This window comes from Vibrio tubiashii ATCC 19109, assembly GCF_000772105.1.
GTDB classification, from domain to species: domain Bacteria; phylum Pseudomonadota; class Gammaproteobacteria; order Enterobacterales; family Vibrionaceae; genus Vibrio; species Vibrio tubiashii.
Window position 1 is genome coordinate 1,965,579 of sequence record NZ_CP009354.1, and the last position, 23,910, is coordinate 1,989,488.

Below are 23,910 nucleotides of genomic sequence, written 5' to 3' on the forward strand. Positions count from 1 at the left end.
CCGAAGTCAGGCTTAGAAATTGAAATGTCTCTTCTCTCGCTTAGAAGAAGTGGAAAGTCGCATTTAGAGAGAAGTTTTTAACGTCTTTCTCTTTCATACTGAATACGCTGTAACTTGCGCCCATTGAGATAGGACCCATCACGAAGTACTCAGCACCAACGCCATACATCATATCGATTTCGTCTTCTTTAAAATTCGTACCTGTTAGCTCGTAAGAGTGCAAGCCTGCTTTCGCATAAACATGAAGAGGACCGAAATCGATACTTGGCTTTGCCGCAAAGTAGACACCTGAACCTTCAAGCTTACCTGTAAAGTTTCCGTAAGTGATATTGTCGAATTCACCAAAGTTCTGGTAGCCCGCTTCAAGACCAATTAGCGGCAGAATACCTGTACCCACGTGAACGTTGTAAGAAGTCGATGAATCATTCGCTAGATCAGCTTGACCTACACTTGCACCACCGTAGATCCAAGAGTCCGCAGAAGCTGTAGCAGATGCGCCAATCAGAGCTAGCGCTAGTAGTGTCTTTTTCATAGTAAACCTTCTCTAGTTTCAAGGTGCAGGAACCAGTGTGGCAAGTCCCTGCCGTATTCGTCAAAATTATGAACTGTATAGTTATTTATGCAATTTACATACCTAACAAGCATCAATCGCCATTTTTACACGCTTGTCCGATACTGGGTATGGTGTACCAAGCTGTTGAGCAAAGTAGCTCACTCTTAGCTCTTCTATCATCCAACGTACGTCTTTGACGTTATCAGGCACAACCATACCTTTTGGAATTTTGTTCAGTAACTCTTTGTAATCATTAGTGACTGACTCTATCTTGAGCATGTGTAAGCGATCTTTATTCGGGTCGATAGGTAATTTTTCCATACGACGCTCGATCGCCTTCATGTAACGCAAAATATCAGGCAGTCGCTTCCATCCGCATTCAGTCGCAAAACCTTTGAAAATTAAACTTTCGATTTGCGCTTTGATATCAGACAGAGCAAACGCCATCGTAAAGTCAATTTTACCTTTTAACTTCTTGTTAATGTTAAATGCCGTTGTCAGAATTGTCTCAACTTGCTGAGCAATTTCTACCACAGTATCACCTAATTCAGCGCGAACATGCTCTTTGAGCTGTTCAAATTGTTCAGGCTGCCAAACCAATCCGCCCTTCTCTTCAATCAGCTTGTCAACACCACAAGCGATACAGTCATCGATAAGGTCTAGCACTTTGCCGTACGGATTAAAGTACAAACCGAGTTTCGATTTGTTCGGCAAATTAGAATGCAGATACTTAATTGGCGAAGGTACGTTAAGCAAGATCAGTCTACGTTGCCCTGCCTGCATCGCTGAAACCTGTTCGTGCTCGGTTTCATACAGCTTAATCTCAACGCTATCTTTGGTATCAACAATGGCTGGATAGGCTTTCACATCGTAACCACCGCGTTTTTGCTGGTACACTTTTGGCAACTCGCCGAAGCTCCATGTATGCAGCCCTTGCTGCTCAATGTCGTCATCTGCCACTTTAGATAAAGTTTCTTGCACCTTGTCTTTTAAGCTCTCTTTAAGCTCATGCAAATCACGGTTTTCTTTCAGTTTCCGGTTGCGATGATCAACGGCACGGAAAGTCACTTTCAAGTGGTCTGGCACTTGCTCTAAGTTCCAGTCTTCACGCAGAACTTCAACACCCGTCATTCTGCGCAGCTCTTTTTCTAGCGAATCAAGCAGCGGCGCTTCCATTGGTGTCGCACGCGCTAAAAACGCATCCGCGTAATTCGGTGCTGGAACAAAGTTCTTACGAATGGTTTTCGGCAAGGACTTGATTAGGCTCACCACTAACTCATGGCGTAAACCTGGAATCTGCCAGTCAAATCCTGCTTGTTCAACCTGATTCAAAATCGGTAACGGGAGATGCACTGTCACACCATCGTTATCTTCTCCCGGCTCAAATTGATAGCTAAGCTTGAGCTTAAGTCCGCTCTGATGCCAGAAGTTCGGGTAATCGAGGTCGGTGATATGGCTCGCATCACCCTTAAACAGCATCTCTTTTTCAAAGTTAAGCAGTTCCGCATTATCGCGAGATGCCTTTTTCCACCATGTATCAAAGTGCTTGCCAGACACAACTTCTGTACCGACACGCTGATCGTAGAAGTCAAACAACTCATCGTCATCAACAAGAATGTCACGGCGGCGAGATTTGTGTTCAAGCTCTTCAACTTCTTGCAATAGCTTACGGTTTTGCTTGAAGAACGCGTGCTTGGTTTCCCATTCACCTTCAACTAGCGCGCTACGTATAAAGATTTCTCGGCTTACGGTCTGGTCTATGCTGCCGTAGTTCACCAGACGCTTAGGCACAATTGGTACCCCGTAAAGCATCACTTTCTCGTGTGCCATGACCGCAGAGCGCTTTTTCGACCAATGTGGTTCACTGTAGCTACGCTTGATCAGGTGTTTGGCTAAAGGTTCAATCCACTCCGGTTGAATCTTAGCAATGACTCTACCCCACAGCTTTGAGGTTTCCACCAGCTCTGCGGACATAATCCATTTCGGCTGCTTCTTGAAAAGGCCTGAAGCAGGGAAGATATGAAAACGAGCATTGCGAGCGCCTTGATATTCATTCTTCTCAGCATCTTTCATACCAATGTGGGACAGCAGTCCAACAAGGATCGCACTGTGTACCCCTTGATAGCTAGCTGGCTCATCATTCAGTTTGAAGTCCATTTCTCGCATCGCTTGATGAACTTGGAAATAAACATCCTGCCACTCACGCACACGTAAGTAGTTCAAGTAATCTTGTTTGCACTGCTTACGGAACTGGTTACCAGACAGCTTTTTCTGCTGTTTCTGAATGTAATCCCACAAGTTTACAAACGTTAGAAAGTCAGACTCTTCATGGAAGAAGCGGCGATGCTTATCATCCGACGATTGCTGTTTGTCGCTTGGGCGCTCGCGCGGGTCTTGAATAGACAAGGCAGAAGCGATGATCATCAGCTCTTTCAGTGCACCGTATTTTGGCGCTTCAAGCACCATACGAGCTAAGCGCGGGTCAATTGGCAGCTTGGCTAATTGACGACCGACTGAAGTGAGGCGTTTTTTCGGATCTTTGGCTTTTTCGTTGATCGCACCAAGTTCTTCTAACAGTCTTACACCGTCTTGGATGTTGCGTTTATCTGGCGCTTCAACAAATGGGAAGGCTTCAATATCGCCTAAACCGAGTGCAGTCATCTGCAAAATGACCGACGCTAGGTTGGTACGCAGAATCTCTGGATCGGTAAACTCAGGGCGGGAGTTGTAATCGTCTTCCGAGTAAAGACGGATACAGATACCTTCTTCAACACGACCACAACGACCTTTACGCTGGTTTGCGCTCGCTTGAGAAACCGGTTCAATCGGCAGGCGCTGTACCTTAGTTCGGTAACTGTAACGGCTGATACGAGCTGTACCTGGGTCAATGACATACTTGATACCCGGTACCGTTAACGAGGTTTCTGCCACGTTGGTTGCCAATACAATTCGGCGACCCGCATGGGGTTGGAATATCTTGTTCTGCTCACCCGCAGACAATCGCGCGTAAAGCGGTACAATTTCCGTGCTCTTTAGGTTGCGTTTAGCTAACGCATCTGCAGTATCACGAATTTCACGCTCACCGTTCATAAAGATCAGGATATCACCCAGACCTTCATCGCATAGCTCATCAACCGCTTCAAAAATACCGTCTAATTGGTCGCGATCGACATCGTCCTCACCGCGCAGTGGGCGATAACGCGTTTCCACTGGGTAAGTACGCCCCGACACTTCAATAATCGGTGCATTGCTAAAATGCTTCGAGAAACGCTCTGGGTCGATAGTTGCTGACGTGATGATCACTTTTAGATCAGGACGACGCGGTAAAAGCTCTTTCAAATACCCCAAGATAAAATCGATGTTTAAGCTACGTTCGTGTGCTTCATCGATAATGATGGTGTCATATTGATTGAGATAGCGATCGTGTTGGATCTCTGCCAGCAATATACCATCAGTCATCAGTTTAATTTGAGTGTTCTCTGAGATTTGGTCGTTAAAACGAACCTTGTAGCCGACGTACTCGCCAAGCTTGGTTTCCATCTCTTCAGCAATTCGATTCGCCACCGAACGCGCCGCTAAACGACGAGGCTGTGTATGACCAATCAAGCCAAACTTGCCACGACCTAGCTCCGCACAGATCTTAGGTAACTGAGTCGTTTTACCTGACCCCGTTTCACCCGCAACGATAACCACTTGGTTTTGCTCGATCGCTTGCGCAATGTCATCCTTCTTCTGGCTAACAGGCAGAATTTCAGGGTATTCAATCTTAGGGATGTAATTGGTGCGCTGCTCTGCTTCCATCATAGATTTGGCAATATCAAGCGCGATCTCGTCAAACACCGCATTACGTGAGGCTTCTTTTTTAATTTTATTTGCCCCGGAGATACGTTTGCTTAGACGAAATCTATCTTTCAGCATGCACTGGTTTAGCGCTTTGCGAAGAGAAGCAGCAGTGTTAGCCTGAACTTGGCTATCCGCTGCTTTTGAGTTTTCTGGCTGTGACGAAGTCAAAGCGTTTCCTATTCTTATCTTGATCTAAAACGCGCGAATTGTATCACACAAATTCGCGATTGGTTGAGTCTGCAAGCGCTTTATTTATAGCCAACAAAGGCTTATACGAACGGCTTTCAAGCGCTGTTTGATTGAATAAAAGAGCGGCTGCACTGCCGCTCGAATTTGTAGACTTAGAAATCAATTTGAAGGTAGAGGGTATTGTAGTTACTGCCCCCTTTGATACGTCCATATTGGGAAGCACTTTCAAATATCGCACTACGGTGATGGATAGAATACCCCAACCACATGTTATCGAAGTCTCGATTGTTGATAAGATCACCAAGATTCAAATCAAACGAGAAATCTAAGTAATTAAGCAAGTGGCTCGGGGTGTAGCCCTTGGATTTCATCTCTTCGTTTTCGACATAAGTCATGCTGTCGATGTATGACATGCCTTCTGCAACACCAAAACGCCACTTAGTTGGCCAATCAAACGTGTAATACGCCTTAATCGCTGCAATATATTCTGTTGCGCTGGACTGAACCTCTGATGACCAATGATGAACGATACCCGGTGTAAAATAGATATCGAGAGGAATACCAAACAGCTCATCGGTTAATGGATGACCATAAAACACCGAAGTCATCTGGTTGTTGTACGGATCTTTTTCGGCATTAAATGTGATGATGTCACCGATATTCGATGGCGTCGCCCAACCATGTGCAAAGCGAACATACCGTTTATTAGTTAGCTCAGATTTTGGCGCTTTGGCCTTGTCATTAAAGAAACCAAAACCAATATAGAACTCACCTTGATATCTATCTTCGACTGCATCGGAGTGATAAGCACTATGGTCTAGACGTGTCACACTGGTAGCCCCGAGTAGGTAAAGATTAGAATGCACGTGGTAACGTGCTTTTAGACCCACTTTTGCATCAATCCCGGCGCCAATAGTTTGCTTAGTTGTCGCAGAAAATGCGTAATACTCACTGTTAAAATCTGCACCTTTGTAACGTAGCGTCGCGTGTGGCTCTAGCTCCCAATCGCCATATTCATACTTTGCAGATGCGCGTAAGTTGGCATGAAAGCGCAAATCTTTATCGCTCATTAGCTCAGTATCTAGCCACCACTTATCATCTAGCTTATATCTCAGCTGACCACCAAAATCGAACGAGTCACCTTCATTAGCATTTTGTACCGCAGCGGGAATATCGACAAAACGTAGTCTCATAAGAGCATTGAGCTGAAACTGTTCGTCTTCACTTTGATGAAGGTAAGCCCCACCTTCAAGACCGTTTACAAATACATAGTCATTGTTGAAGTACATCATGGGAACAAATGTACTTACTGTATGATCACCATCATGGGTGTCGAACGGAATGGTTGCCGTTCGATATACCGCCGCTATTCCCCAATTTTGTTCACTTATCGCTGTGCTTTCTTCTGCACTCAGTGAAGTTGACATTAAGCTACTGACAGCAAAAGCTAACGCTGGCAGACGTTTACTAGTTATCATTTTTTGCCCAAAAGTGACTAAAGCACTCAAAAACTAACCAATTAAAACAGTTAATACTTATGTTTCTCGGTCATTCGTCGTTAAAATATAAAGATATGATCTCTTAAATCAAAAAATTGTGAAAGCCTCAGAACTAAAAAGATTACTCGAGTCCTTACCAGATAACGCCGATCCAGACATAGTCACTGGAGAGTGCTGGCTACCTGAGCGTCTACTCGATGCTAGTCTCGACGGCGATATGATGTTTCTTTCATTCGATAGCGCGCCTGAAGAGACGCAAGGTGAAGAAGAAGGTAGAGGGTTTGTTGAACATGAAATTGAAATGATTCGCCATCGATTCGAGCAAATTATAGAAGAGCAATCTGATACAAAGACCAAAGCAGATGCCATGCTGGCGTTATTTTTGATGGGACATGAACTTTCCAGTTCAGAAATCATCGAAATCCTAGAAGATCCCGAAGTCCCTGAGCCACCAACTGAGTAGTCAATGAATAGCAGTTTACCTTTCCTAATTGCCGGACCTATCTTACGTAAAACCACTTCTAAAGAGCTTGTTTTTTGGCTCGTTACAAGCGAACCGCTTAGTGGTCATTTTGAACTCAATTTAGAACCGCAGTTAGGGACGCTTTTTTCGCAAGACCTTAGCGAATGCCAGCAACTTGCCATTGGTAAACACTGTTATTTAACTCTTGCCCAGTTCAAAGGCGAGTTCCCGACCAATGTCGCGCTCAGCTATGAGTTTATTACTCAACATGGCGCGCTTACCTCCCTCTATCCTGAGTTACTTTACAGCGATGAACAGAGCGTGACGTTTAAGATATCGACTAAAGCAGACTATATTCTTCACGGGTCGTGTCGTAACCCACATCACCCCAGCAAAGATGCACTGATTCAGATTAACGAGAAGGTGGCGAGTCAGGCTTTAGAAGATCGCCCAGATCTGCTCATGATGAGTGGTGATCAGATCTATGCGGATCATGTTGCAGGGCCAACTCTTGATGCTATTTTACAGACCATCAAATTGCTTGGCCTGCCAGATGAGCAGTTTGAGCAAGCGCCCATCGGTTCGAGCCAAGAATTGTACGCCCACCCTGACTGTTATTATGGTCGAGACAAAATACTGCCTCATCATGTTGACGATGGCACATGGCTAACGAAACTGTTCCCACATCGCAATACCCCTATTTTTAGTTCTCGCGAAGCAGAAAACCACTTAGTGACTTTTTCAGAGTTCTTCGCCATGTATTTGTTGGTCTGGTCTCCCACTCTGTGGTCTTACCTCAATACCAACAACTTACTTGATAACAAGTTTATTCACGGGAATAAGCCCATTCCCCCGCTATTTCAACAACAGTGGCGTGAAGAAAAAGCGGTAATCGATGAATTCGTCGCGGGTTTACCTCAAGTCCAAAGACTGTTTGCTCACATCCCGACTTATATGATTTTTGATGATCATGATGTAACGGACGATTGGAACCTAACCATAGGTTGGGAAAAAGCGGCCTACGGCAATCCGTTCTCTAACCGCATCATTGGCAATGGACTGGCTGCTTATTGGCTCTGCCAAGGCTGGGGAAACGAACCAGACAACTTCAATCAAGAGTTCCTCGCTATCGCTGAGCAGTTCTTAAGCCAACCCGGCGGCCAACAGCAAGACAACTTTATCCAGTACCTCTATACCTTTGAGCGTTGGCACTACACAATTCATAGTTCTCCTAAAGTGGTTGTGCTTGATACCCGCACTCGCCGTTGGCGCTCAGAATCTCGTATGAACAAACCTTCAGGTCTCATGGATTGGGAGGCATTGGTTGAGTTTCAACAAGAACTCATGCATCAAGATAAAGTCGTTATTGTCTCTGCGGCACCTATGTTCGGGGTCAAATTTATCGAGGCTCTACAGAAAGGTGCAACGATGCTTGGTCAGCCATTACTCATTGATGCCGAAAACTGGATGGCTCACCCCGGCAGCGCCAATACACTTTTGAGTATCTTTACTCATACCAAAACGCCAACCAACTTTGTGATCTTATCGGGTGATGTGCATTACTCGTTCGCCTACGACATTAAACTTAGGTTTAGACGCAGTAGCCCAAACATTTTTCAAATCACCTGTAGTGGATTCAAAAATCAGTTTCCCGAACCACTTCTGGGCTTCTGTGACCATGCAGATAGGCTGCTTTATTCTCCGCGGTCGCCGCTTAACTTTTTGACTAAGCGTAAGCGCCTTAAAGTCAAAAAACGCGATCCCAATACGGAAGGCGTGCGTCGCCTAGTCAACACCAGTGCTGTGGGCGAGCTAAAACTGGATGAACATGGCAAACCAAGACGGATTTCGATACTGACTGGCAATGGAGTCGAATGGGAGTTCCCTCCGATAAAAGAAAAGTAAGGTTTTTGTAAAGACCCTTGAGATGTTCTCGGATAAGCACTATTTATAAAAATAGTGTTATCGCAAAGGTTTTCAATATGCTCAATTCAATCACGTCGCTTTTCAAACAGTTACTTGAGGGCCACGACTTAAGTCACAACACCCAGCCTGATGTCAATCTTGCTATCGCTTGCCTACTTTGTGAAGTTGCCGGTGCGGACAATCAAATAGAACAGGTTGAAATTGAAGCGAAACGCCACCTGTTAACGCGTTTACTCGATTTAGATGAAACCGCTGCAACAACCCTGTTGAGCCGGGCAGAAATGCGCAGTAAAGACTCGACTTCTCTCTACGATTTCACCTCCCAACTTCGAGAGTTGAGCCAAGAAACCCGCTTCGCGCTGATCAAAGCAATGTGGGAAGTCGCGAATGCTGATGGTGAGATTGACCCAATAGAAGATTCTGTGATTAGGAAAACCGCAGAACTACTGTATGTTGACCATAGTGAGTTTATACGTGCCAAATTAGCTGTCATTAACGATACAAACGACAATAAAGAAACTTAACTCTCTGAAACAAAGTGTTTTTGTGCGGATTAGTCCGGCAATTTAAATCGACAAGGAACTCTGTGATTGTGTTGGCACAATGCGTAATCATGTTTGTTTATATTGGAGCAAATTCAATATGATACTGATTAAACATGAAGCTACACAAATCAGCGCTTTTACTTACCGCGCTTGCCTTTAATTCTTACGCTGACAACCATTTACCTTCTGGACAAGATTGGATCAATCACGCCACGCTTGGCTTAGCTCCATATTGGATGATGCCAACCGCGCAAGGAGAGCCAGTAGGTAACTTTCCAACATTTCGCTGCGATGACGGCACTCTCCTTGACGTCAATAATGTTTGCCCTGAACTAGACAGAGGTTGGATTCGCCCAAACTTCGATCGTGACTACACGCGGATGAAATCTCGGCAAACTTATGCTTATGGGGTTTTGTTTCACATGAGTGGCGACCCAAAAGCATTAACGCTCGCTAAGCAAGGGGCTTACTACTTAATTAACCATCTACAAGATAAAGAAAATGGTGGATTCATAAGCTTCACCAAACAAGGTGTCCCGGGATTAAACTGGAAACAACGCACATCCCAAGACCAAGCCTATGCTTTGGTCGGCCTTGCAATGTATTACTACCTAACTCAAGACAAAAATGTTGAGCGTGCGCTGATTGAACAGCAAGCCTTTATCTTTGATAAATATCGACTAGCGGATGATCAAGGTCTGGCTTGGGTACTAGAGGATGGTGACGGAGAGAGTGCACGTCAACGAGAGTTAGTCGCTCAACTTGACCAAATCAACGGCTATTTACTGTTAGTCGCTCCCCTACTCCCTGAACCCGCAAAGTCAAAATGGTTGGCAGATCTATCTTGGCTCACTCAGGTATTAGTAAGTCATTATCATTCTGATCAAGAGCAACGCTTCTATGGTGCTATTCATCATAAAGCCGTCATGATGGCCGACGCCAAGCACAATGACTTCGGTCACACCATCAAAGCGTATTGGATGACTTATCTAACAGGGCAAACTCTTGGCAATACCCAATGGAAAGAGTTTGGTTTCAATGGTATGAAGCAGACTTTACAACAAGCAAAAAACACACGTAATTTCAGCTCTGTTGCTTACCTTTTCGACGAACCACTCACAACTCATTGGCAGAGAGAAGATATCATCGCATGGCGAAGCCGACCGTATACCGATGCTTGTTCATCATGGGAATGGGCAGAGCTTGACCAAGCTGCAATGACGGTCTCTATGGTTGATAACTCAATGAACGACGTCCTTGAGTTTACCTTACCTACATACCATGACGCTTGGGTTGATCATAAATATGGTGGTGTTGGGCTCGACCCAAAGAGTACCAAAGCTTTTCATTGGGGTAATGGCTACCATCAATTTGAACATGCTCTGGTCGGCTATTTGTTCGCCCAGCAGGTTAGTCGCCAAGCGGCGCAGCTCTATTACGCAAGGCCTAAAAATAGCACATTAGCCTTCGCACCGTATTATTATCGAGGTGAAGTTAAAAAAGTGACTAGCCTATCAGGCGAGAAAATACAGCAAGTGAGTTTTGAAGAGATTCGACCTTAATGACAAGGCTCGATGTTTATTCATCGGGCCTTGAACAAGAAAATAGAGCGCTAAAGCATGGTCAGGGCAAGTTTGGCAAGGTTATAGGCATCGACATAACCGGAGTGCTGACGTCCTTCCCACTCGATACCTTTGCTCTCTTGTGCTGCTTTATGCCCGATTCGTTTGTCTTTAAGACGATTTTGGATTCGGAATAAGGTCGCCAAGTTAATAAATTCATTGAATGGGGCATCAATGCCTTTATCTAGACACTCTTGCTTTAGTACCAGATCATCGCGACCCCAAGCCGCGTAAATTTTGTTTGTGCCACCAAAGTTTTTCACCATAGATTTCAGGACTTCCTCTAGTGGACGTCCCTGCTTTTCGATCTTACGTGGCGTGATTCCTGTCAACTGAGAACAAAACAGCGAGACTTCATCTGTCTCTGGTTTTACGTAGTACTGTGCCCGCTTAACGATCTCACCTTTTACAAGGTCAATCTCTGCAAGCCCTACTTCAATAATTTCGCCAGTGGTACCGACACCGCCTTCATTCCAACAGCACATTTCTAGATCGAAACAAACAACACGGTTATGGTTCATGGTTCGCCTTTGTTCAAAATAATCTGAAAGCGCAAAATTCTACAATAGAATACGTGAAAACTCGAATTTCAGTACACTGATTGGCGAGTTATTCTGCAATTGAAACGCAGTTTCGACCCGCCTGCTTACTCTTATAAAGCTGAGCATCGGAAGCTTGCATAATATCTTCTTCGTTTTCCAGGCGACGAATCGCAGCGCCAATGCTGAGTGAACATTGGATCATTCTTCCATCGAACTCATATTCTGAGGTTGCGACTGAGCGACCAATTCTGTCTAGGTAGTTAAACAGCTTATAGCGATCGGTGATATGAGAGATGATACAAAACTCATCGCCTCCCATACGAACAAAGACATCACCGGGCTCAAGATGACCTTGAACAATTCTAGCGACATGGCAGAGCATTTCGTCTCCAGCGACGTGTCCGTAGTGATCATTGATGAGCTTAAACTTATCCACGTCAAATCCCACTAGAGCAAAAGACTCTTGCTTGCTTACTTTAGCGGTCAAATAGCGACTGAACGCTCGGCGGTTGTATATCCCGGTTAACGTATCGTGATCAACTAAGAACTGGAGCTCTTCGGTTCGTTCATCAAGCAACACTTCAAGGTGCTCTTTGTCGCGAATTAATAGCAGGACGATATAGCTCGATAGACAAGCGATAACAATCCCGGCCATAAAAATGCCAATCAACACAAAACGATCATTATCAGTGACCTTTCTGTCGAGTTTGAAATCAACAATCCATTCTCGATTTGGTAACACGACGCGTTTGGTAATCTCAATGCCGCTGGTTACATCCCAGTTATTACTTTCATATAGGATCGGATCATCTTCAGCATCAAAGCCCTTATCGGTTACTTTGACCAGCAAGTCTTGTTCAGTCGCCGTGCGTACTACTATCGATTCAAAATATTTGGTTGAACGAATAACACCGATTACCACTCCAACGAGCTCTTTAGCATTTTCCGCACTAAACACTGGGTGATAAACCAGTAATCCTGTTTTTGCTAAGCTTCTATCAAAGCCATCTTGCAGCAAACGAATTTTGTCAGAAACGCTTGGCTGCCCGGTTTCACGAATACCATCAAGCACTAACTGAAAACGCAACCGAGACGAGTAATAGCCGAGCGCATTGAAGTTCGCCTGATTTCGGGGATACACATCGGATGCTGGGTAGATGGGTTCATCGTTACGCATGATGTAACCAAGCGTCTTTGGTCCGTCTTTGGGTACTGTGTAAATCTCATAAAACGGGTAGGTTCGCTTAACCTTTTCAACATGGGCAGCGACTTGATGATGTTCAATGCGCGGCATCCATTGCAGCGCGATAAGCGTTTGAGAAGAGGAAACGATTTGATCGGCAAATACTGGAAAGCGGTGCCAGTCTTCCGGTTGAGTAGCATGGAAAAAATTGGCTCCAGCACCTATGAACTGTAAATCACTCTCCACCACTTGCTGTAAGTTATCCGCTTGTTGCTCTGCAAGTTTATCTACCAAAGAAACCGTGTATTTAAACTGTGATTGATAGACAAAATAGACCGCGTACAAGGTGACCAATAAGGAAAAAATGAACGCAAAGAACGGGTATAAATACTTCTTTTTAGTCAAATATTGCATAAGGCATTTTTATGGAACAGCGCATCAAAATAAGCGCAGTATTCTAGCCCTATCCATTTAGTTACATAAAGAACTATCGGCGATTACATACAAGCCTATTCACGTTCCGTGCTGTGTGCCTCTTTTTGCGAGAGTAATTGAATGAAAACTCATCACTTAAACTTTAAAACACCGGATTAAAACGCTTTTAGTAGCAGAATGGTGACTTGATTATGGTACTATTCGCCCCAATTTATCAGAACAAATAGGCTCAAACTGTCACCTGAGCCAAAGCAGAGATTTACTTCATCTCTCCTTACACTAAAAATTAAGAGAATTGTCATGACGTTCGATTTACAAATGATCCCTCAAACGTTCGATATGCTTCACGCGGGTCTTGCTGCTTCAAGTGTATTGCTGCTACTTATTGCGACTTCTCGCAAGTCAAAAGTCATTGAGAAAGTGGTAGAGAAACCAGTTGAGAAAATCGTTGAAGTAGAAAAGCCCGTCGAAAAGATCGTTGAAGTAGAAAAAGTGGTCGAAGTAGAAAAAGTCATCGAAAAAGTGGTTGAAGTTGAATCAAAACTGGCAACTGCCTCTACCGATTCAGCAATGCAACTGCTATCAATTATGCAGCAAGAAGCGCGTCTAATCGACTTCTTGCAAGAAGACTTAACCTCATTCTCTGACGAAGAAGTGGGGGCAGCTGCTCGTGTTATACACACCGGTGGTCAAAAGGTACTAAGTGACCATGTAACGCTTGAGCATATTCGTAACGAAGACGAAGAAACGCGCATCACTATTGAAGAAGGCTTCAACCCACAGCAAGTTCGCCTAACGGGTAACGTTACAGGTAATGCACCGTTTAACGGTACTCTGATTCACAAAGGTTGGAAAGCAAGATCGATGAATCTACCAAAACTTGCAGAGAACTATGATGCGTCTGTTATTGCTCCAGCAGAGGTTGAGCTGTAATGGAACACCAGAATAACCAACCGCAAAACACAGAATCTAACCCTCCTAAATTTAGCGTCGGTATCGACTTAGGGACCACACATTGCGTGCTGTCCTATGTAGATACTAGCGTTGAAGATGCACGCGTTGAGGTAATGGCTATTCCTCAATTAACGGCACCAGGTACAGTAGAAAACCGCAGCCAACTCGGTTCATTTTTATACCAACCGCACGAACACGAAATGAACCCGGCATCGCGTGTTTTGCCTTGGTCATCTGAGCCAACGGCTCTTGTTGGTGCTATCGCGCGTAATTTAGGTGCTAAAACTCCGATTCGTCTGATTGCCAGTGCGAAATCTTGGCTTTGTCACGGTGGCGTCAACCGTCGCGACGCGTTTCTGCCGGCTGGCAGTCCTGAAGAAGTAGAGAAGGTGTCACCACTGCGTGCCACTGAGCTTTATTTAGAACACCTAAAACAAGCTTGGGATCATTCAAATCCAAATAATCCGCTTGCCAAGCAAGATGTAACCATCACTGTTCCGGCATCATTTGATCCTGCAGCACGCGATCTGACTGCAGAAGCTGCGCGCAATGTAGGCTTTGTTCATTTAACGCTACTTGAAGAGCCACAAGCTGCACTCTACAACTGGATCGATAACAGCAACGACAAATGGCGCGATGAAGTCTCTGTTGGCGATATTGTTCTTGTTGTTGATATCGGTGGTGGTACTACCGACCTTTCTCTTGTCGAGGTGACAGAGGAAGAAGGTAACCTAACACTTAATCGTATTGCAGTCGGTGAACATATCCTATTGGGTGGCGACAATATGGATCTTGCGTTGGCTTATCGCCTTAAGATGAAGCTTGCTCAAGAAGGTAAAGAGCTTCAGCCATGGCAAGTTCAAGCAATGACTCATGCATGTCGTGATGCTAAAGAAGCCCTACTAAACGATAGCGAGCTTCAATCGGTGCCTATCGTTGTACCGAGTCGTGGTTCTAAGCTGCTAGGGGCAACGCTTAAAACAGAGCTTACTCAGCAAGAAGTTCAACAAACTCTTGTTGATGGATTCTTCCCGAAAGTTGCTGTTTGCGAGCATCCTGTTCAGCGCAACCGTGGCGCACTGACTCAAATGGGTCTGCCTTACGCACAAGACGCAGGTATTACTCGCCATATTGCGGCATTCTTAACCAAACAAGCCAACGCGCTTTCTGGTTCTGAAGCACAGCAAGAGTACAACCCATTTGCCAACATGCCAGGCATGCCGGGTGGTGACGCAGCTCAATCTTCTGATTTCATCAAGCCAACGGCGATTTTATTTAACGGTGGCGTACTGAAGTCAACCCTGCTTGCTAATCGTCTTGAAGAAACGCTCAACGAATGGTTGATTGACGCAGATAGCGAAATGGCGAAGCGTTTAACTGGCGTTGATCTCGATCTTGCAGTAGCAAGCGGAGCTTCATACTACGGCAGTGTTCGCCGCGGACAAGGCGTTCGAATTCGAGGCGGTATTGCGTCTAGCTACTACGTAGGAATTGAGAGTGCTATGCCCGCTATCCCAGGTATGGCACCACCGATGGAGGCACTGTGTGTAGCTCCATTTGGCATGGAAGAAGGCTCTAGCGCTGATGTTCCAAGCCAAGAGTTTGGACTTATCATTGGTCAACCGGTTAACTTCCAGTTCTTTGGTTCTACCGTTCGTCGTGACGATATCGCTGGTACTCATCTAGACCATTGGGCTCCTGAAGAGCTAGACGAATTACCTGAGATTCAAGTCACGCTGCCTGTATCTGAAGGGCGCCGTGAAGGTGAAGTCGTTCCGGTGACTCTTGCATCACGCGTCACTGAACTCGGTACTTTGTATCTTGAAGCTATCGCTGCTGACAATGGGCAGAAATGGCATGTTGAGTTTGATGTCCGCGAAGACGTAAACTCGAGCTCAGAACAAGCATAACGATTAACGGCACCTCTGGGTGCCGTTGTTTTAAGTTGTCCGCAAATAAGGTTATCTATGGCATCTCCTCGATTCTTAGTCGGTATTGATTTAGGTACAACCAACACGGTTGTCGCATTCTGTGAAATCACCGACGACCTACAAAACTCTGCCGTTTCCCTATTTGAAATAGACCAGTTAATCGGCCCAGGTGAAGTCGTCCGCAAGCCATTGCTGCCCTCTTTCCGTTATCACCCTGCTGCAGGTCAAGTATCTCCATCAGACTTAATACTGCCATGGGACAATCAACCCGTCGCTGGTGACATTAGCCAAGTGATTGTTGGCGAATGGGCACGAGAGCTCGGTGCTAAAGTGGAAGGTCGCCAAGTTTCTAGTGCCAAAAGCTGGCTCTCACACCAAGCCGTGGATCGAAGCTCCGATATTTTGCCTTGGGCTGGCGCAACGGATGTTGATAAAGTCTCGCCTGTTATCGCTAGCGCAAGCTACCTAAACCACATTCGACTGGCTTGGAACTATCGCAATCCAAGTAATAAGCTTGAAGACCAAGAAGTGGTGGTAACAGTCCCTGCTTCATTCGACGAAACGGCACGCAAACTTACCCTTGAAGCCGCGCAGCTCGCAGGGTTAAACAAAATTGTCCTTCTCGAAGAGCCTCAAGCGGTTTGTTACGACTGGTATGCGCGCCACCAGCAAAGTGCAGCAGAAGAGCTAAAAGACCTGCCGTTAATTCTTGTCTGTGATGTCGGTGGTGGTACAACCGATTTAAGTTTGATTGAAGCTAAATTCGATCAAAGTGAACTCTCTTTGGATCGCATTGGTGTGGGCGATCACTTAATGCTAGGTGGTGATAACCTCGACCTTGCGTTAGCGCATCTGGCAGAGCAACGCTTCAATCAAAGTAAAAAGCTCAACGCAGCCAGCTTAACTAAGCTGATTCAGCAAACACGTAAAGCAAAAGAAAACTTACTTTCGGCCGATGCACCTGAAGAAGTGAAGATCACTATGCTCGGTAGCGGTTCTAAATTGCTAGGCGGCACGAAGAGTATCGGCCTTTCAAAGCAAGAAGTTCATCAAATTGCGTTGGATGGATTCTTCCCACTGTCTGATTTTACAGACACACCAGATAAAAGACGCAGTGCTGTCGTTGAGTTTGGCCTGCCTTACGTGGCCGATCCTGCGGTCAGTAAACACGTAGCCGAGTTTTTGAGCCAACATCAGCAAGTTTCAATGGCGGCGCTCAATCAAGACGATTCCAACAAGCCTGCTATCCCTGTTGGTATACTGCTCAACGGTGGGGTGTTCAATAGTGACCTCGTCACACAGCGTGTTACTCAATTGCTTGGCAACTGGCGCGGTGACGATGTCACGGTGCTCGATAACCCTCATCCAGATTGGTCAGTCGCACTTGGTGCTGTTGCCTTTAGTAAAGCTCGCCGAGGCGCACAACTTAAGATCGGTGGTGGCGCAGCACGTTCTTACTTCTTACATCTTCAAGAAAAGAACAAAATGGGCAAAGCACTCTGCCTGCTATCAAAAGGCACCGAGGAAGGACACGAAATTAGGCTAAGCGGTCGCCGATTCTCGTTAACTTTGGGCGAACCTGTTCGTTTTAATCTTCTAACGACGACACACGACACGCTTTCTAACAACACCGCGATTCAAAATGGCGTCATGGTTGATATTGACCCAGACCTATTCGCGCCGCTACCGCCTTACATCTCGACATTGCAAGGTGAAGGAATCGAACTGCAAGCCAACCAGAAAGAGCAAGTTGAAGTTCAGCTCGCCTGTCAGCTAACCGAAGTCGGCACGCTGAAAATGGAATGTGTCCATGTCGAAGATGACACAAAACGTTGGGAACTAGAATTTGAAGTTCGTAACCAACAAGCAGAAGATCAAGTTGAAGAGAGTCTTCACCCTCGCCTGCCCGAATGTAAAGAGCTGATATCTCGTATCTATAGTGGCAACAAGAAAAGCGCGGATTCTAAAGAAATCAAAACCCTAGCTAAAGAGCTAGAGCGAAAACTTGGCAAGCGTGATGAGTGGGACTTCACGACTTTGCGTCAGCTGTTCGATGCTTTTGCACTCGGACGCAAGCGCCGCCGCCGCTCTGAGCCACACGAAAAAAACTGGCTGCGCTTAGCTGGATTCTCACTGCGCCCTGGTTTTGGCGAAGCTACTGATTCATGGCGTATAGAGCAGGTTTGGGGGCTCTATCAACAGGGAATTCAGTTTAAAAACCATCAAGGTTGGACTGACTGGTGGGTTTTCTGGCGTAGAATTGCCGGAGGTCTCAGCCAAGAACAGCAAGAGACTATCCTCGCCGATATTGCTAAATATCTGCACCCTGGGGCTATGAAAAACCCTCAGTCAGCCAAAGCGGCACAAGATATGGGTTATGAGTCTATGGTTAGACTTGCCGCTTCACTAGAGCATCTTGAAGTTGAAGATAAAGTGCTGCTCGCTTCTTGGTGCTTAAGTAAAGCCATCAACCATAACCAGTTCGAACAAGCGCATTGGTGGGCATTAGGCAGACTTGCCTCACGTACTCCTCTGTATGGCAGTCAGCACAGCGTGATTCCTCGTGAACAAGCAGAGCAATGGCTACCTAAGTTGCTTGAACAAAACTGGCAAAAAGAACCCATGATTGCTTTTGCCGCGGTCATGATCTGTCGAAAAACAGGCGATCGCCTGTTTGATATTTCTGATGACTTTAGAAGCCAAGTTCTTGCTAAGCTAAAACAAAGCAAGGTGCCGGAATCTTGGATTAGCCTGGTAGATGAGGTCAAAGAACTATCAGAAAGCGAATCTAAGCGCGTGTTTGGTGATGCTCTGCCTAGTGGGTTGACTCTTGTAAATCATTAATGCTGGAAAGCATTATAATCCTAAGACAAAAAAGCCCTTCTCATCGAAGGGCATTTTTTAGTGTTAACAAAGCATGTAGACGTGGGTTAAGCCATCATCTCTTCCGTAATCCCCACCCTTAACAGCGCAGCTTTCTCAAAAGCAGTCAGCTCAGAAATATCCCGAATCATTGGTGCATCAGCAAAGCGAGTATCGGTTGGCTCACCTAACTTTTCCTTTAGAGCAGTAATCAGTCCTTCGATGACATTACCGTAGCGCATCGCACTAGATATAAGCACCGGATTTTCCTGCGCATCATCAGAAACCGGCACTTTTTCAGCAACTAAGCCCATAATACCCCTAAGATTCTGGCCAAAATCGCCTTCCAACTGAGCTAAGGCCTGCTTAAGATCGCTTTGCGACATACCATCAAAGCTTGATTTCATTAACTCTCTGTCAAACTTAGCATGAGCGTTTGCGTCAATAGCGTCTTCCGGCTTATCCGCTGTTTTTGCGTGCCACTGAGAGGCTGACATATCAATGAAGCCCTGAATACCTTGCATTACTGTTCCTGCATTTGGCCGACTATGACTTAACGAGTCTACAATCGAGCCTAGTTCGCCAGTATATGATGCATCTTGGTTTGAAACTGTTGACAGTGCAAGCTCCCGGATCATAACTAAGTCTCCCTTATTAAGAGCGTCATTCTGTATCATACTAAAGGAAACAGTCCCGTCGGCGATTGCATCTTGCAGTGCATTAATCGATTCGCTAGACAGTGTAGGGGTTGTACTTGGTGCTATTCTGGTAGCAAGAAAGCTAACTGCATCCAGTGCAGTTTTAACACTGTTATCTTTAGCAGAGCGACCGCCTCCAATCCCAAGATCGTTATCCGCTTCATAGCGAGATTCAATTGAGTTCGCGGGCTTCTCTTCACTTGCCGAAGCAGTCTGTTGAGGCTGTAAGTAATCAATTAATTCATCTTTAAGCTTGCTGATTTGTACGGAAAGTTGATTGATCTTGTCGCTAGCGGCTTGTAGTTCCTCGGATAAGGCATCGTTCAAAAACGTTGAAGCATCTTTAGCCTCACCACTACCTGTTGTCGCCCACTGCTGGAAAGGCTGACCACCCACCATATCGCTTAATATGTTGCTTGCTGCCGTTTTCTGAGTTTCGGTTCCGAACAGTTTGATGGTCTGAAGTGCTGTGACTGTTGAACGTAGAGCGCCATTGTTTGTCGCAAGCTCTCTATGCTGCTGTTTCAGTGACTCTCCATCAAGGCTCGATAAAGTATCTAACTGAGTTAGGCCATTTAGAGACTCTTTTAGAGCTACCTTACCCATTTCTTCACGAGATAGTTGCTGTGTTTGACCTGTCGGGGTCATGCTTGATATAGGCTTATCTTTTGATACAAACAACCCCTTAATGGCGTTTACCGCACCGCTCAACCAGCTAATAACCTTGTCTTTTAGCGACGTTCTCGGACTACTCTCCGTTCTTTCTGCTAACTGCTGAACTTCTTTTGGTGTTGCGATTGAAGTGACGGGTTTATCACCAAGTGCGCCAGTCTGAGCTGACATCTCTGTCTGATGATTTGAAACATTGGCAACCTGTGTTGCGCTTGAGTGAGTTGCATTTAAATGAGTCATACTGCTTTTCTTTATTGTTTAACACGCTAAGCAGTTTAGGAGCTTGCTGCAGGAGAAAATATCAGGATCGGTCGGAAATATATAACTGACAAATACCAGTCAGCTATCTCATTCACTCACACCAAACAATATAAAAACTTCCTGCCGATACTGATAGTTGAGCCAGACGCTTTTTGTTGTACTGCCGTCAGATTTTCAGACCAACATAAGAGTAACGAATGAGTCAACAATACACTCAGGCAATTGAAATACTATGTCAGGAGTTAAACCTAACACTTTCAGGTAACATTGATACCGTTGTCAGCTTCAAGGTAGGAGAGCAGGAATGCCACATTACAGAGCACCCTGCCGGACGGTTACTTATGTTCAGCAATCTTGGTGAGTTAACCTCTGACAATGCGAAACCTCTGCTTGAGATAGGTATGTTCAGCCAAGAAGAGAAAAAGCCCGTTGTTGGCTTTGATAGCAACAGCAATAACGTGATCCTCTGGAACCAGCAATCTCTGGTACAGGCTGACCGTCATAGCCTCTATCAGCAACTTGAGCTTCTTAGCCAATATTACGATCAAGTGCAAAGTGACTTACAAGAGTTGGCTGAACCAGAAGCCAAAGAGAAGTCTAATTTTAGCCAAGCTGCATTTCGAGTGTAATCATCGTTCACTAACAAAGAACCATCGCGAATCTAAGCAAAGTCACTCTGGCTTTGCTTTTTTTGTGTACGTAACCAATAAGAAAATTTACAAAAAAAGGCGCCACAATGTAGCGCCTTGAGGTTAGAACGATTTTAAGTTAAACCGTTGGAGCCGAAGCCCGCCATGCCTGGTTTTCACTATCAGCAATAGAGCGGAACAAGTCACGAAGCTCTTTAAGCAGACCTTCTTGGAAGCTGACATTTTCGTCTGCTTTCTGTTTTTCTGCTTGAGCCTGGGTGGCCTGAACTTCGTCTTCCTTACTTCGTGCCTGAGATTCGGCCTGTGAATAATTGGCAATCGCGTTACCAAACTGACCCAGAGTCTGAACAAAAGCCGTCAGCGCCTGGTTGATACCCGTCATACGATCAAACTTGTGGTTGTTAGTCTGCAAGTATTGATTGCCTTCTGTCAGGTTCTTAGTACCTTCCTCCTTGAGTTTCGTCAACTGAACGCGCTCATGCTCAGGAAGGTCAGTTTTCTTCAATAGTTCATCTACCTGGTTCATACCTTTCTGCTGGGTATTTACCTGCGCGTTTGCTGACATCTCTTTGCCAATTTTCTTGCCAGACTGAAAAGCGCCAAACGCGCCCGCGGCTACAGTTAACCCCGCCATTACGCCCGCAACGATAGCCATACCGATCATTGCCCAAGCGGCACTTCTCTGCTCATCAGCCTGGTTTTTCTGGCTAGTCACTGTCGCATCAACAGCAATTTCACGCTGTTGTACCTGCTGTTGACGGCTAAGTTTGGAAAGAGTGTACAGCAGAACAATCAGAGCCAGACCATCAGCGATAGAGTTGGAACTATCTTCTGCGTCGGCTACCTGTCCAGCATTGTTGGTCATTTTTCCGATCAGACTATTTAGCTCTTGCGTTAGCTTCCTGCCTTCTTCAGTACCATTAAGCATTGTTTTAACAGACTCAACAGCCTGAGTTAAGCGTGGAAGCATATCATCTAGGTTGTTTGATTTATTTGCTTCCCCTGCAGCACTCTGAACGATCGCAGTCACGAGATCATCCATCAAAGGAGCCATCTGAGCCATTAGCTTTTCAGAGACAGGATTACCCGCTAGTACCGTATCAATACGGCCAAGAACAAAGTCTGCAACTGGCTTGATTTTTTCGAGCGAACTTATCAGCAACGAGCCTGAAAGCGTACCAGTAGCCAGAGAACCAACCGAGTTGATATTACTCAATGCAGTAGATAATTCACCAACTAACTTTTCTGCAGCCATCGCCATCTGGCCATTTACCTGACCTGACGGAACCGAAAGCTGATAGTTTTTAAGATCGTTTGCCCAGCTCTGAACCGTTGTTTTCAGTTCTGCCGCTTCCTGCTTCGTGATAGCCCGCGTTTCACCAGCTTCAGTCTTAAAGTTGTCAACCAGATCAAATATCTTTGTATAACCTGCAGTTATATTATTCACTTCATTTGCCATTGCAATTCCCCCTTAGACCGTAGCCGGACGGTTCAATACTGTCTGCATAGTTTCGCCTTTAGCCTGGATCATCTGCATAATAATCTCCATCAGCTCTTGGAAGCCCTGCAGGATGTTCTCAATTTCTTCTTTGAGTTTGTCTATTACCGACTGATCGAGAGTCATTTCAGCCCGAATGTCAGCGAGATCAGCCTGAATGTTAGCAACTTTCGATTGATTCACTCCGTTGGCAATGTCTGCAGCACTTGAGCCAAGATTTGCCGCAGTATCGACGGTTTCTGCAACGGTACGAGTTACCTTGACAGCTGTGGACAGTGTTTTAGCCGCTACATCCACCGCGCCCTTCAATGCATTAACGATATTGCCTATCGCAACACCAGCACTTGCGATAGCTAGTGCTCCCTGTATAGCCATCATGGCATAGCCAAAGGCCTTTACATCGACACCTGCAGCTTCCATCGCTTTTTGAACTTCTGGCATCTGCGTCACCTGACTGATGACCCCCATCAGACCTCCGGCAATCATCAGGGCGCCCGCAGCTGCACCAACACCTGTCGCGATCATAATGGCACCGACAATAATCGAGGCAACTGCACTGATCCAACCGAAGATTTTAGACGCAAGACCAGACTTCTTAGCTTCTTGCGCAGCTTCCTGAGACTCTTTGATCTTCTCAAGGTTTTCAGCCATTTCCTGCTCATGCTTAGCTTTAGCGACTTTCACTTCCTCAATTTTGAGTTTGTTCTGGGCACTTTTCAGTTTGTCAGTCAACGCTGCTAGCTCAACTTCAAAATCATCAGCAGAGCCTGAAATGATCTTTACAGCAATTGCTGTCGTTTCCTGATCTGTTGCTCGCATGGTTCCAGATAAAGCGCTAACAGCTTGCTGAAGTGTTGCGATCTCAGCCAGAGTTAGTGGGGTACTTTTTTCTGTCACCTGTACCTGTGGCACATTCAGCTGAGGCAGAACCTTGTCAGAGCTTGGCAGTTCTGCACCATTTTTCTGAACATTTCCCGCCGCAACATTAGTCTGTCCGGTGGTCTTCTGCTGGTTTTTTTCCAGCTTCGTTTCATCAGGGCCCTGGGTATAACCCGTGCCCTGGGAGCGGTCAATTAGCATAGAATTCATATTCTAGTTACTCCTTTTATTTCTCACCGCTTCCAACATGATGTCTGCACGTTTATGCAAATCTGCATAGTCTGATTTCCCGGCAGACATCTCCTTTGCACTGTAAAATCCACTTTCCGCTTCGGTCAGTTGTTCAAGCTTTAAGTGACACTCGGCCGAATGGAAAGGCGGACGCGGATCGTTAATATCCACCAGTGCCGCATAGCTGTAGGCGTCAATCGCCTCCAGATATTCACCCATTTCCTGACGAGCCGCTCCAAGACCTACAAAAAAACGCGCCTGATAGTGATCTAACATGCAGAGTAATTGGAAAACCTTCGCTGCCTGGTCAGTCTTACCGGATTGAAAGAAGTTGTAGCCCACGGCATAGATGTGCTCAATAGTGTCAGGAGATACATCATGGAGCATCTTAATCGTGCCGCCCTCTTCCAAAAAAGAAAACAAGTCATTAGCATCAAATTGAGATGCATCGGTAGTCGCGTGTTCTGTAGTCAT

At 45.6% G+C, this 23,910-nt stretch carries 17 protein-coding genes; 8 read left to right on the forward strand and 9 right to left on the reverse strand.

The window, feature by feature from the left end:
- Window positions 1–40: 40 nt before the first annotated feature.
- From IX91_RS08880 to IX91_RS08890, 3 genes are all read right to left on the reverse strand, one after another.
- Window positions 41–532: a porin family protein gene (locus tag IX91_RS08880; protein ID WP_004743346.1), complete on the reverse strand. Its 492-nt coding sequence runs from the start codon at window positions 530–532 to the stop codon at window positions 41–43.
- Window positions 533–634: 102 nt separating this feature from the next.
- Window positions 635–4,471, reverse strand: coding sequence for an ATP-dependent RNA helicase HrpA (hrpA, locus tag IX91_RS08885; RefSeq protein ID WP_004743345.1), 3,837 nt, complete (start codon window positions 4,469–4,471; stop codon window positions 635–637).
- A 266-nt stretch (window positions 4,472–4,737) separates the two neighbouring features.
- On the reverse strand, window positions 4,738–6,063 hold the full coding sequence (locus IX91_RS08890) for a MipA/OmpV family protein (protein ID WP_004743344.1): 1,326 nt from the start codon (window positions 6,061–6,063) through the stop codon (window positions 4,738–4,740).
- A gap of 118 nt (window positions 6,064–6,181) precedes the next feature.
- On the opposite strand from IX91_RS08890, the gene IX91_RS08895 reads away from it, so the two are divergent.
- From IX91_RS08895 to IX91_RS08910, 4 genes are all read left to right on the forward strand, one after another.
- Entirely contained in the window at window positions 6,182–6,547 is a 366-nt protein-coding gene (locus IX91_RS08895; RefSeq protein WP_004743343.1) for a VC1380 family protein, read from the forward strand.
- Window positions 6,548–6,550: 3 nt separating this feature from the next.
- Complete coding sequence (locus IX91_RS08900) at window positions 6,551–8,452, forward strand: alkaline phosphatase D family protein (protein WP_004749290.1); 1,902 nt, start codon at window positions 6,551–6,553, stop codon at window positions 8,450–8,452.
- A gap of 77 nt (window positions 8,453–8,529) precedes the next feature.
- Window positions 8,530–8,997, forward strand: a complete 468-nt coding sequence (locus IX91_RS08905; RefSeq protein ID WP_004745540.1) for a tellurite resistance TerB family protein — start codon at window positions 8,530–8,532, stop codon at window positions 8,995–8,997.
- A 134-nt stretch (window positions 8,998–9,131) separates the two neighbouring features.
- Window positions 9,132–10,580: an AGE family epimerase/isomerase gene (locus tag IX91_RS08910; RefSeq protein WP_004745541.1), complete on the forward strand. Its 1,449-nt coding sequence runs from the start codon at window positions 9,132–9,134 to the stop codon at window positions 10,578–10,580.
- Window positions 10,581–10,630: 50 nt separating this feature from the next.
- On the opposite strand, the gene IX91_RS08915 is transcribed toward IX91_RS08910, so the two are convergent.
- Window positions 10,631–11,161, reverse strand: a complete 531-nt coding sequence (locus IX91_RS08915; RefSeq protein ID WP_004745542.1) for a 3'-5' exonuclease — start codon at window positions 11,159–11,161, stop codon at window positions 10,631–10,633.
- Between the two features lie 88 nt (window positions 11,162–11,249).
- Window positions 11,250–12,779 carry a sensor domain-containing diguanylate cyclase gene (locus IX91_RS08920; protein WP_004745543.1) on the reverse strand — a complete coding sequence of 510 codons (1,530 nt, stop codon included), beginning with the start codon at window positions 12,777–12,779 and terminating at the stop codon, window positions 11,250–11,252.
- A 321-nt stretch (window positions 12,780–13,100) separates the two neighbouring features.
- On the opposite strand from IX91_RS08920, the gene IX91_RS08925 reads away from it, so the two are divergent.
- From IX91_RS08925 to IX91_RS08935, 3 genes are read left to right on the forward strand one after another with little or no spacing between them, the layout of a single operon-like run.
- On the forward strand, window positions 13,101–13,733 hold the full coding sequence (locus IX91_RS08925; RefSeq protein ID WP_004745544.1) for a DUF2760 domain-containing protein: 633 nt from the start codon (window positions 13,101–13,103) through the stop codon (window positions 13,731–13,733).
- Window positions 13,733–15,664, forward strand: a complete 1,932-nt coding sequence (locus tag IX91_RS08930; RefSeq protein ID WP_004745545.1) for an Hsp70 family protein — start codon at window positions 13,733–13,735, stop codon at window positions 15,662–15,664. Before IX91_RS08925 ends, IX91_RS08930 begins: the two co-directional genes overlap by 1 nt.
- A gap of 57 nt (window positions 15,665–15,721) precedes the next feature.
- Entirely contained in the window at window positions 15,722–18,529 is a 2,808-nt protein-coding gene (locus IX91_RS08935; RefSeq protein ID WP_004745546.1) for an Hsp70 family protein, read from the forward strand.
- A gap of 86 nt (window positions 18,530–18,615) precedes the next feature.
- Here IX91_RS08935 and IX91_RS08940 read toward each other — a convergent pair whose 3' ends face one another.
- Complete coding sequence (locus IX91_RS08940) at window positions 18,616–20,157, reverse strand: hypothetical protein (protein WP_004745547.1); 1,542 nt, start codon at window positions 20,155–20,157, stop codon at window positions 18,616–18,618.
- Window positions 20,158–20,375: 218 nt separating this feature from the next.
- Between IX91_RS08940 and IX91_RS08945 the strand changes: the two genes are divergently transcribed.
- Window positions 20,376–20,807, forward strand: a complete 432-nt coding sequence (locus IX91_RS08945; protein WP_004745548.1) for a CesT family type III secretion system chaperone — start codon at window positions 20,376–20,378, stop codon at window positions 20,805–20,807.
- A 139-nt stretch (window positions 20,808–20,946) separates the two neighbouring features.
- Here the strand turns inward: IX91_RS08945 and sctB are convergent, their stop codons facing one another.
- From sctB to IX91_RS08960, 3 genes are read right to left on the reverse strand one after another with little or no spacing between them, the layout of a single operon-like run.
- The gene (gene sctB, locus IX91_RS08950) at window positions 20,947–22,287 is read right to left on the reverse strand and encodes a type III secretion system translocon subunit SctB (RefSeq protein WP_004745549.1); all 1,341 of its coding nucleotides are present in this window, start codon (window positions 22,285–22,287) and stop codon (window positions 20,947–20,949) included.
- Window positions 22,288–22,299: 12 nt separating this feature from the next.
- Window positions 22,300–23,415 (reverse strand): type III secretion system translocon subunit SctE, encoded by a 1,116-nt coding sequence (gene sctE / locus IX91_RS08955; protein WP_004745550.1) that lies wholly within the window; start codon window positions 23,413–23,415, stop codon window positions 22,300–22,302.
- Window positions 23,416–23,418: 3 nt separating this feature from the next.
- The gene (locus IX91_RS08960; protein ID WP_004745551.1) at window positions 23,419–23,910 is read right to left on the reverse strand and encodes a SycD/LcrH family type III secretion system chaperone; all 492 of its coding nucleotides are present in this window, start codon (window positions 23,908–23,910) and stop codon (window positions 23,419–23,421) included.

Excerpts from the sequence above, each read along its gene's own strand:
- IX91_RS08890 (WP_004743344.1), bottom strand. The coding sequence starts at position 6,063 with ATGATAACTAGTAAACGTCTGCCAGCGTTAGCTTTTGCTGTCAGTAGC.
- IX91_RS08930 (WP_004745545.1), top strand. The coding sequence starts at position 13,733 with ATGGAACACCAGAATAACCAACCGCAAAACACAGAATCTAACCCTCCT.
- IX91_RS08900 (WP_004749290.1), top strand. The coding sequence starts at position 6,551 with ATGAATAGCAGTTTACCTTTCCTAATTGCCGGACCTATCTTACGTAAA.
- IX91_RS08880 (WP_004743346.1), bottom strand. The coding sequence starts at position 532 with ATGAAAAAGACACTACTAGCGCTAGCTCTGATTGGCGCATCTGCTACA.
- sctB (WP_004745549.1), bottom strand. The coding sequence starts at position 22,287 with ATGGCAAATGAAGTGAATAATATAACTGCAGGTTATACAAAGATATTT.
- IX91_RS08910 (WP_004745541.1), top strand. The coding sequence starts at position 9,132 with ATGAAGCTACACAAATCAGCGCTTTTACTTACCGCGCTTGCCTTTAAT.
- IX91_RS08920 (WP_004745543.1), bottom strand. The coding sequence starts at position 12,779 with ATGCAATATTTGACTAAAAAGAAGTATTTATACCCGTTCTTTGCGTTC.
- IX91_RS08905 (WP_004745540.1), top strand. The coding sequence starts at position 8,530 with ATGCTCAATTCAATCACGTCGCTTTTCAAACAGTTACTTGAGGGCCAC.
- IX91_RS08915 (WP_004745542.1), bottom strand. The coding sequence starts at position 11,161 with ATGAACCATAACCGTGTTGTTTGTTTCGATCTAGAAATGTGCTGTTGG.
- IX91_RS08945 (WP_004745548.1), top strand. The coding sequence starts at position 20,376 with ATGAGTCAACAATACACTCAGGCAATTGAAATACTATGTCAGGAGTTA.
- IX91_RS08960 (WP_004745551.1), bottom strand. The coding sequence starts at position 23,910 with ATGACTACAGAACACGCGACTACCGATGCATCTCAATTTGATGCTAAT.
- IX91_RS08940 (WP_004745547.1), bottom strand. The coding sequence starts at position 20,157 with ATGACTCATTTAAATGCAACTCACTCAAGCGCAACACAGGTTGCCAAT.
- IX91_RS08935 (WP_004745546.1), top strand. The coding sequence starts at position 15,722 with ATGGCATCTCCTCGATTCTTAGTCGGTATTGATTTAGGTACAACCAAC.
- sctE (WP_004745550.1), bottom strand. The coding sequence starts at position 23,415 with ATGAATTCTATGCTAATTGACCGCTCCCAGGGCACGGGTTATACCCAG.
- hrpA (WP_004743345.1), bottom strand. The coding sequence starts at position 4,471 with ATGCTGAAAGATAGATTTCGTCTAAGCAAACGTATCTCCGGGGCAAAT.
- IX91_RS08925 (WP_004745544.1), top strand. The coding sequence starts at position 13,101 with ATGACGTTCGATTTACAAATGATCCCTCAAACGTTCGATATGCTTCAC.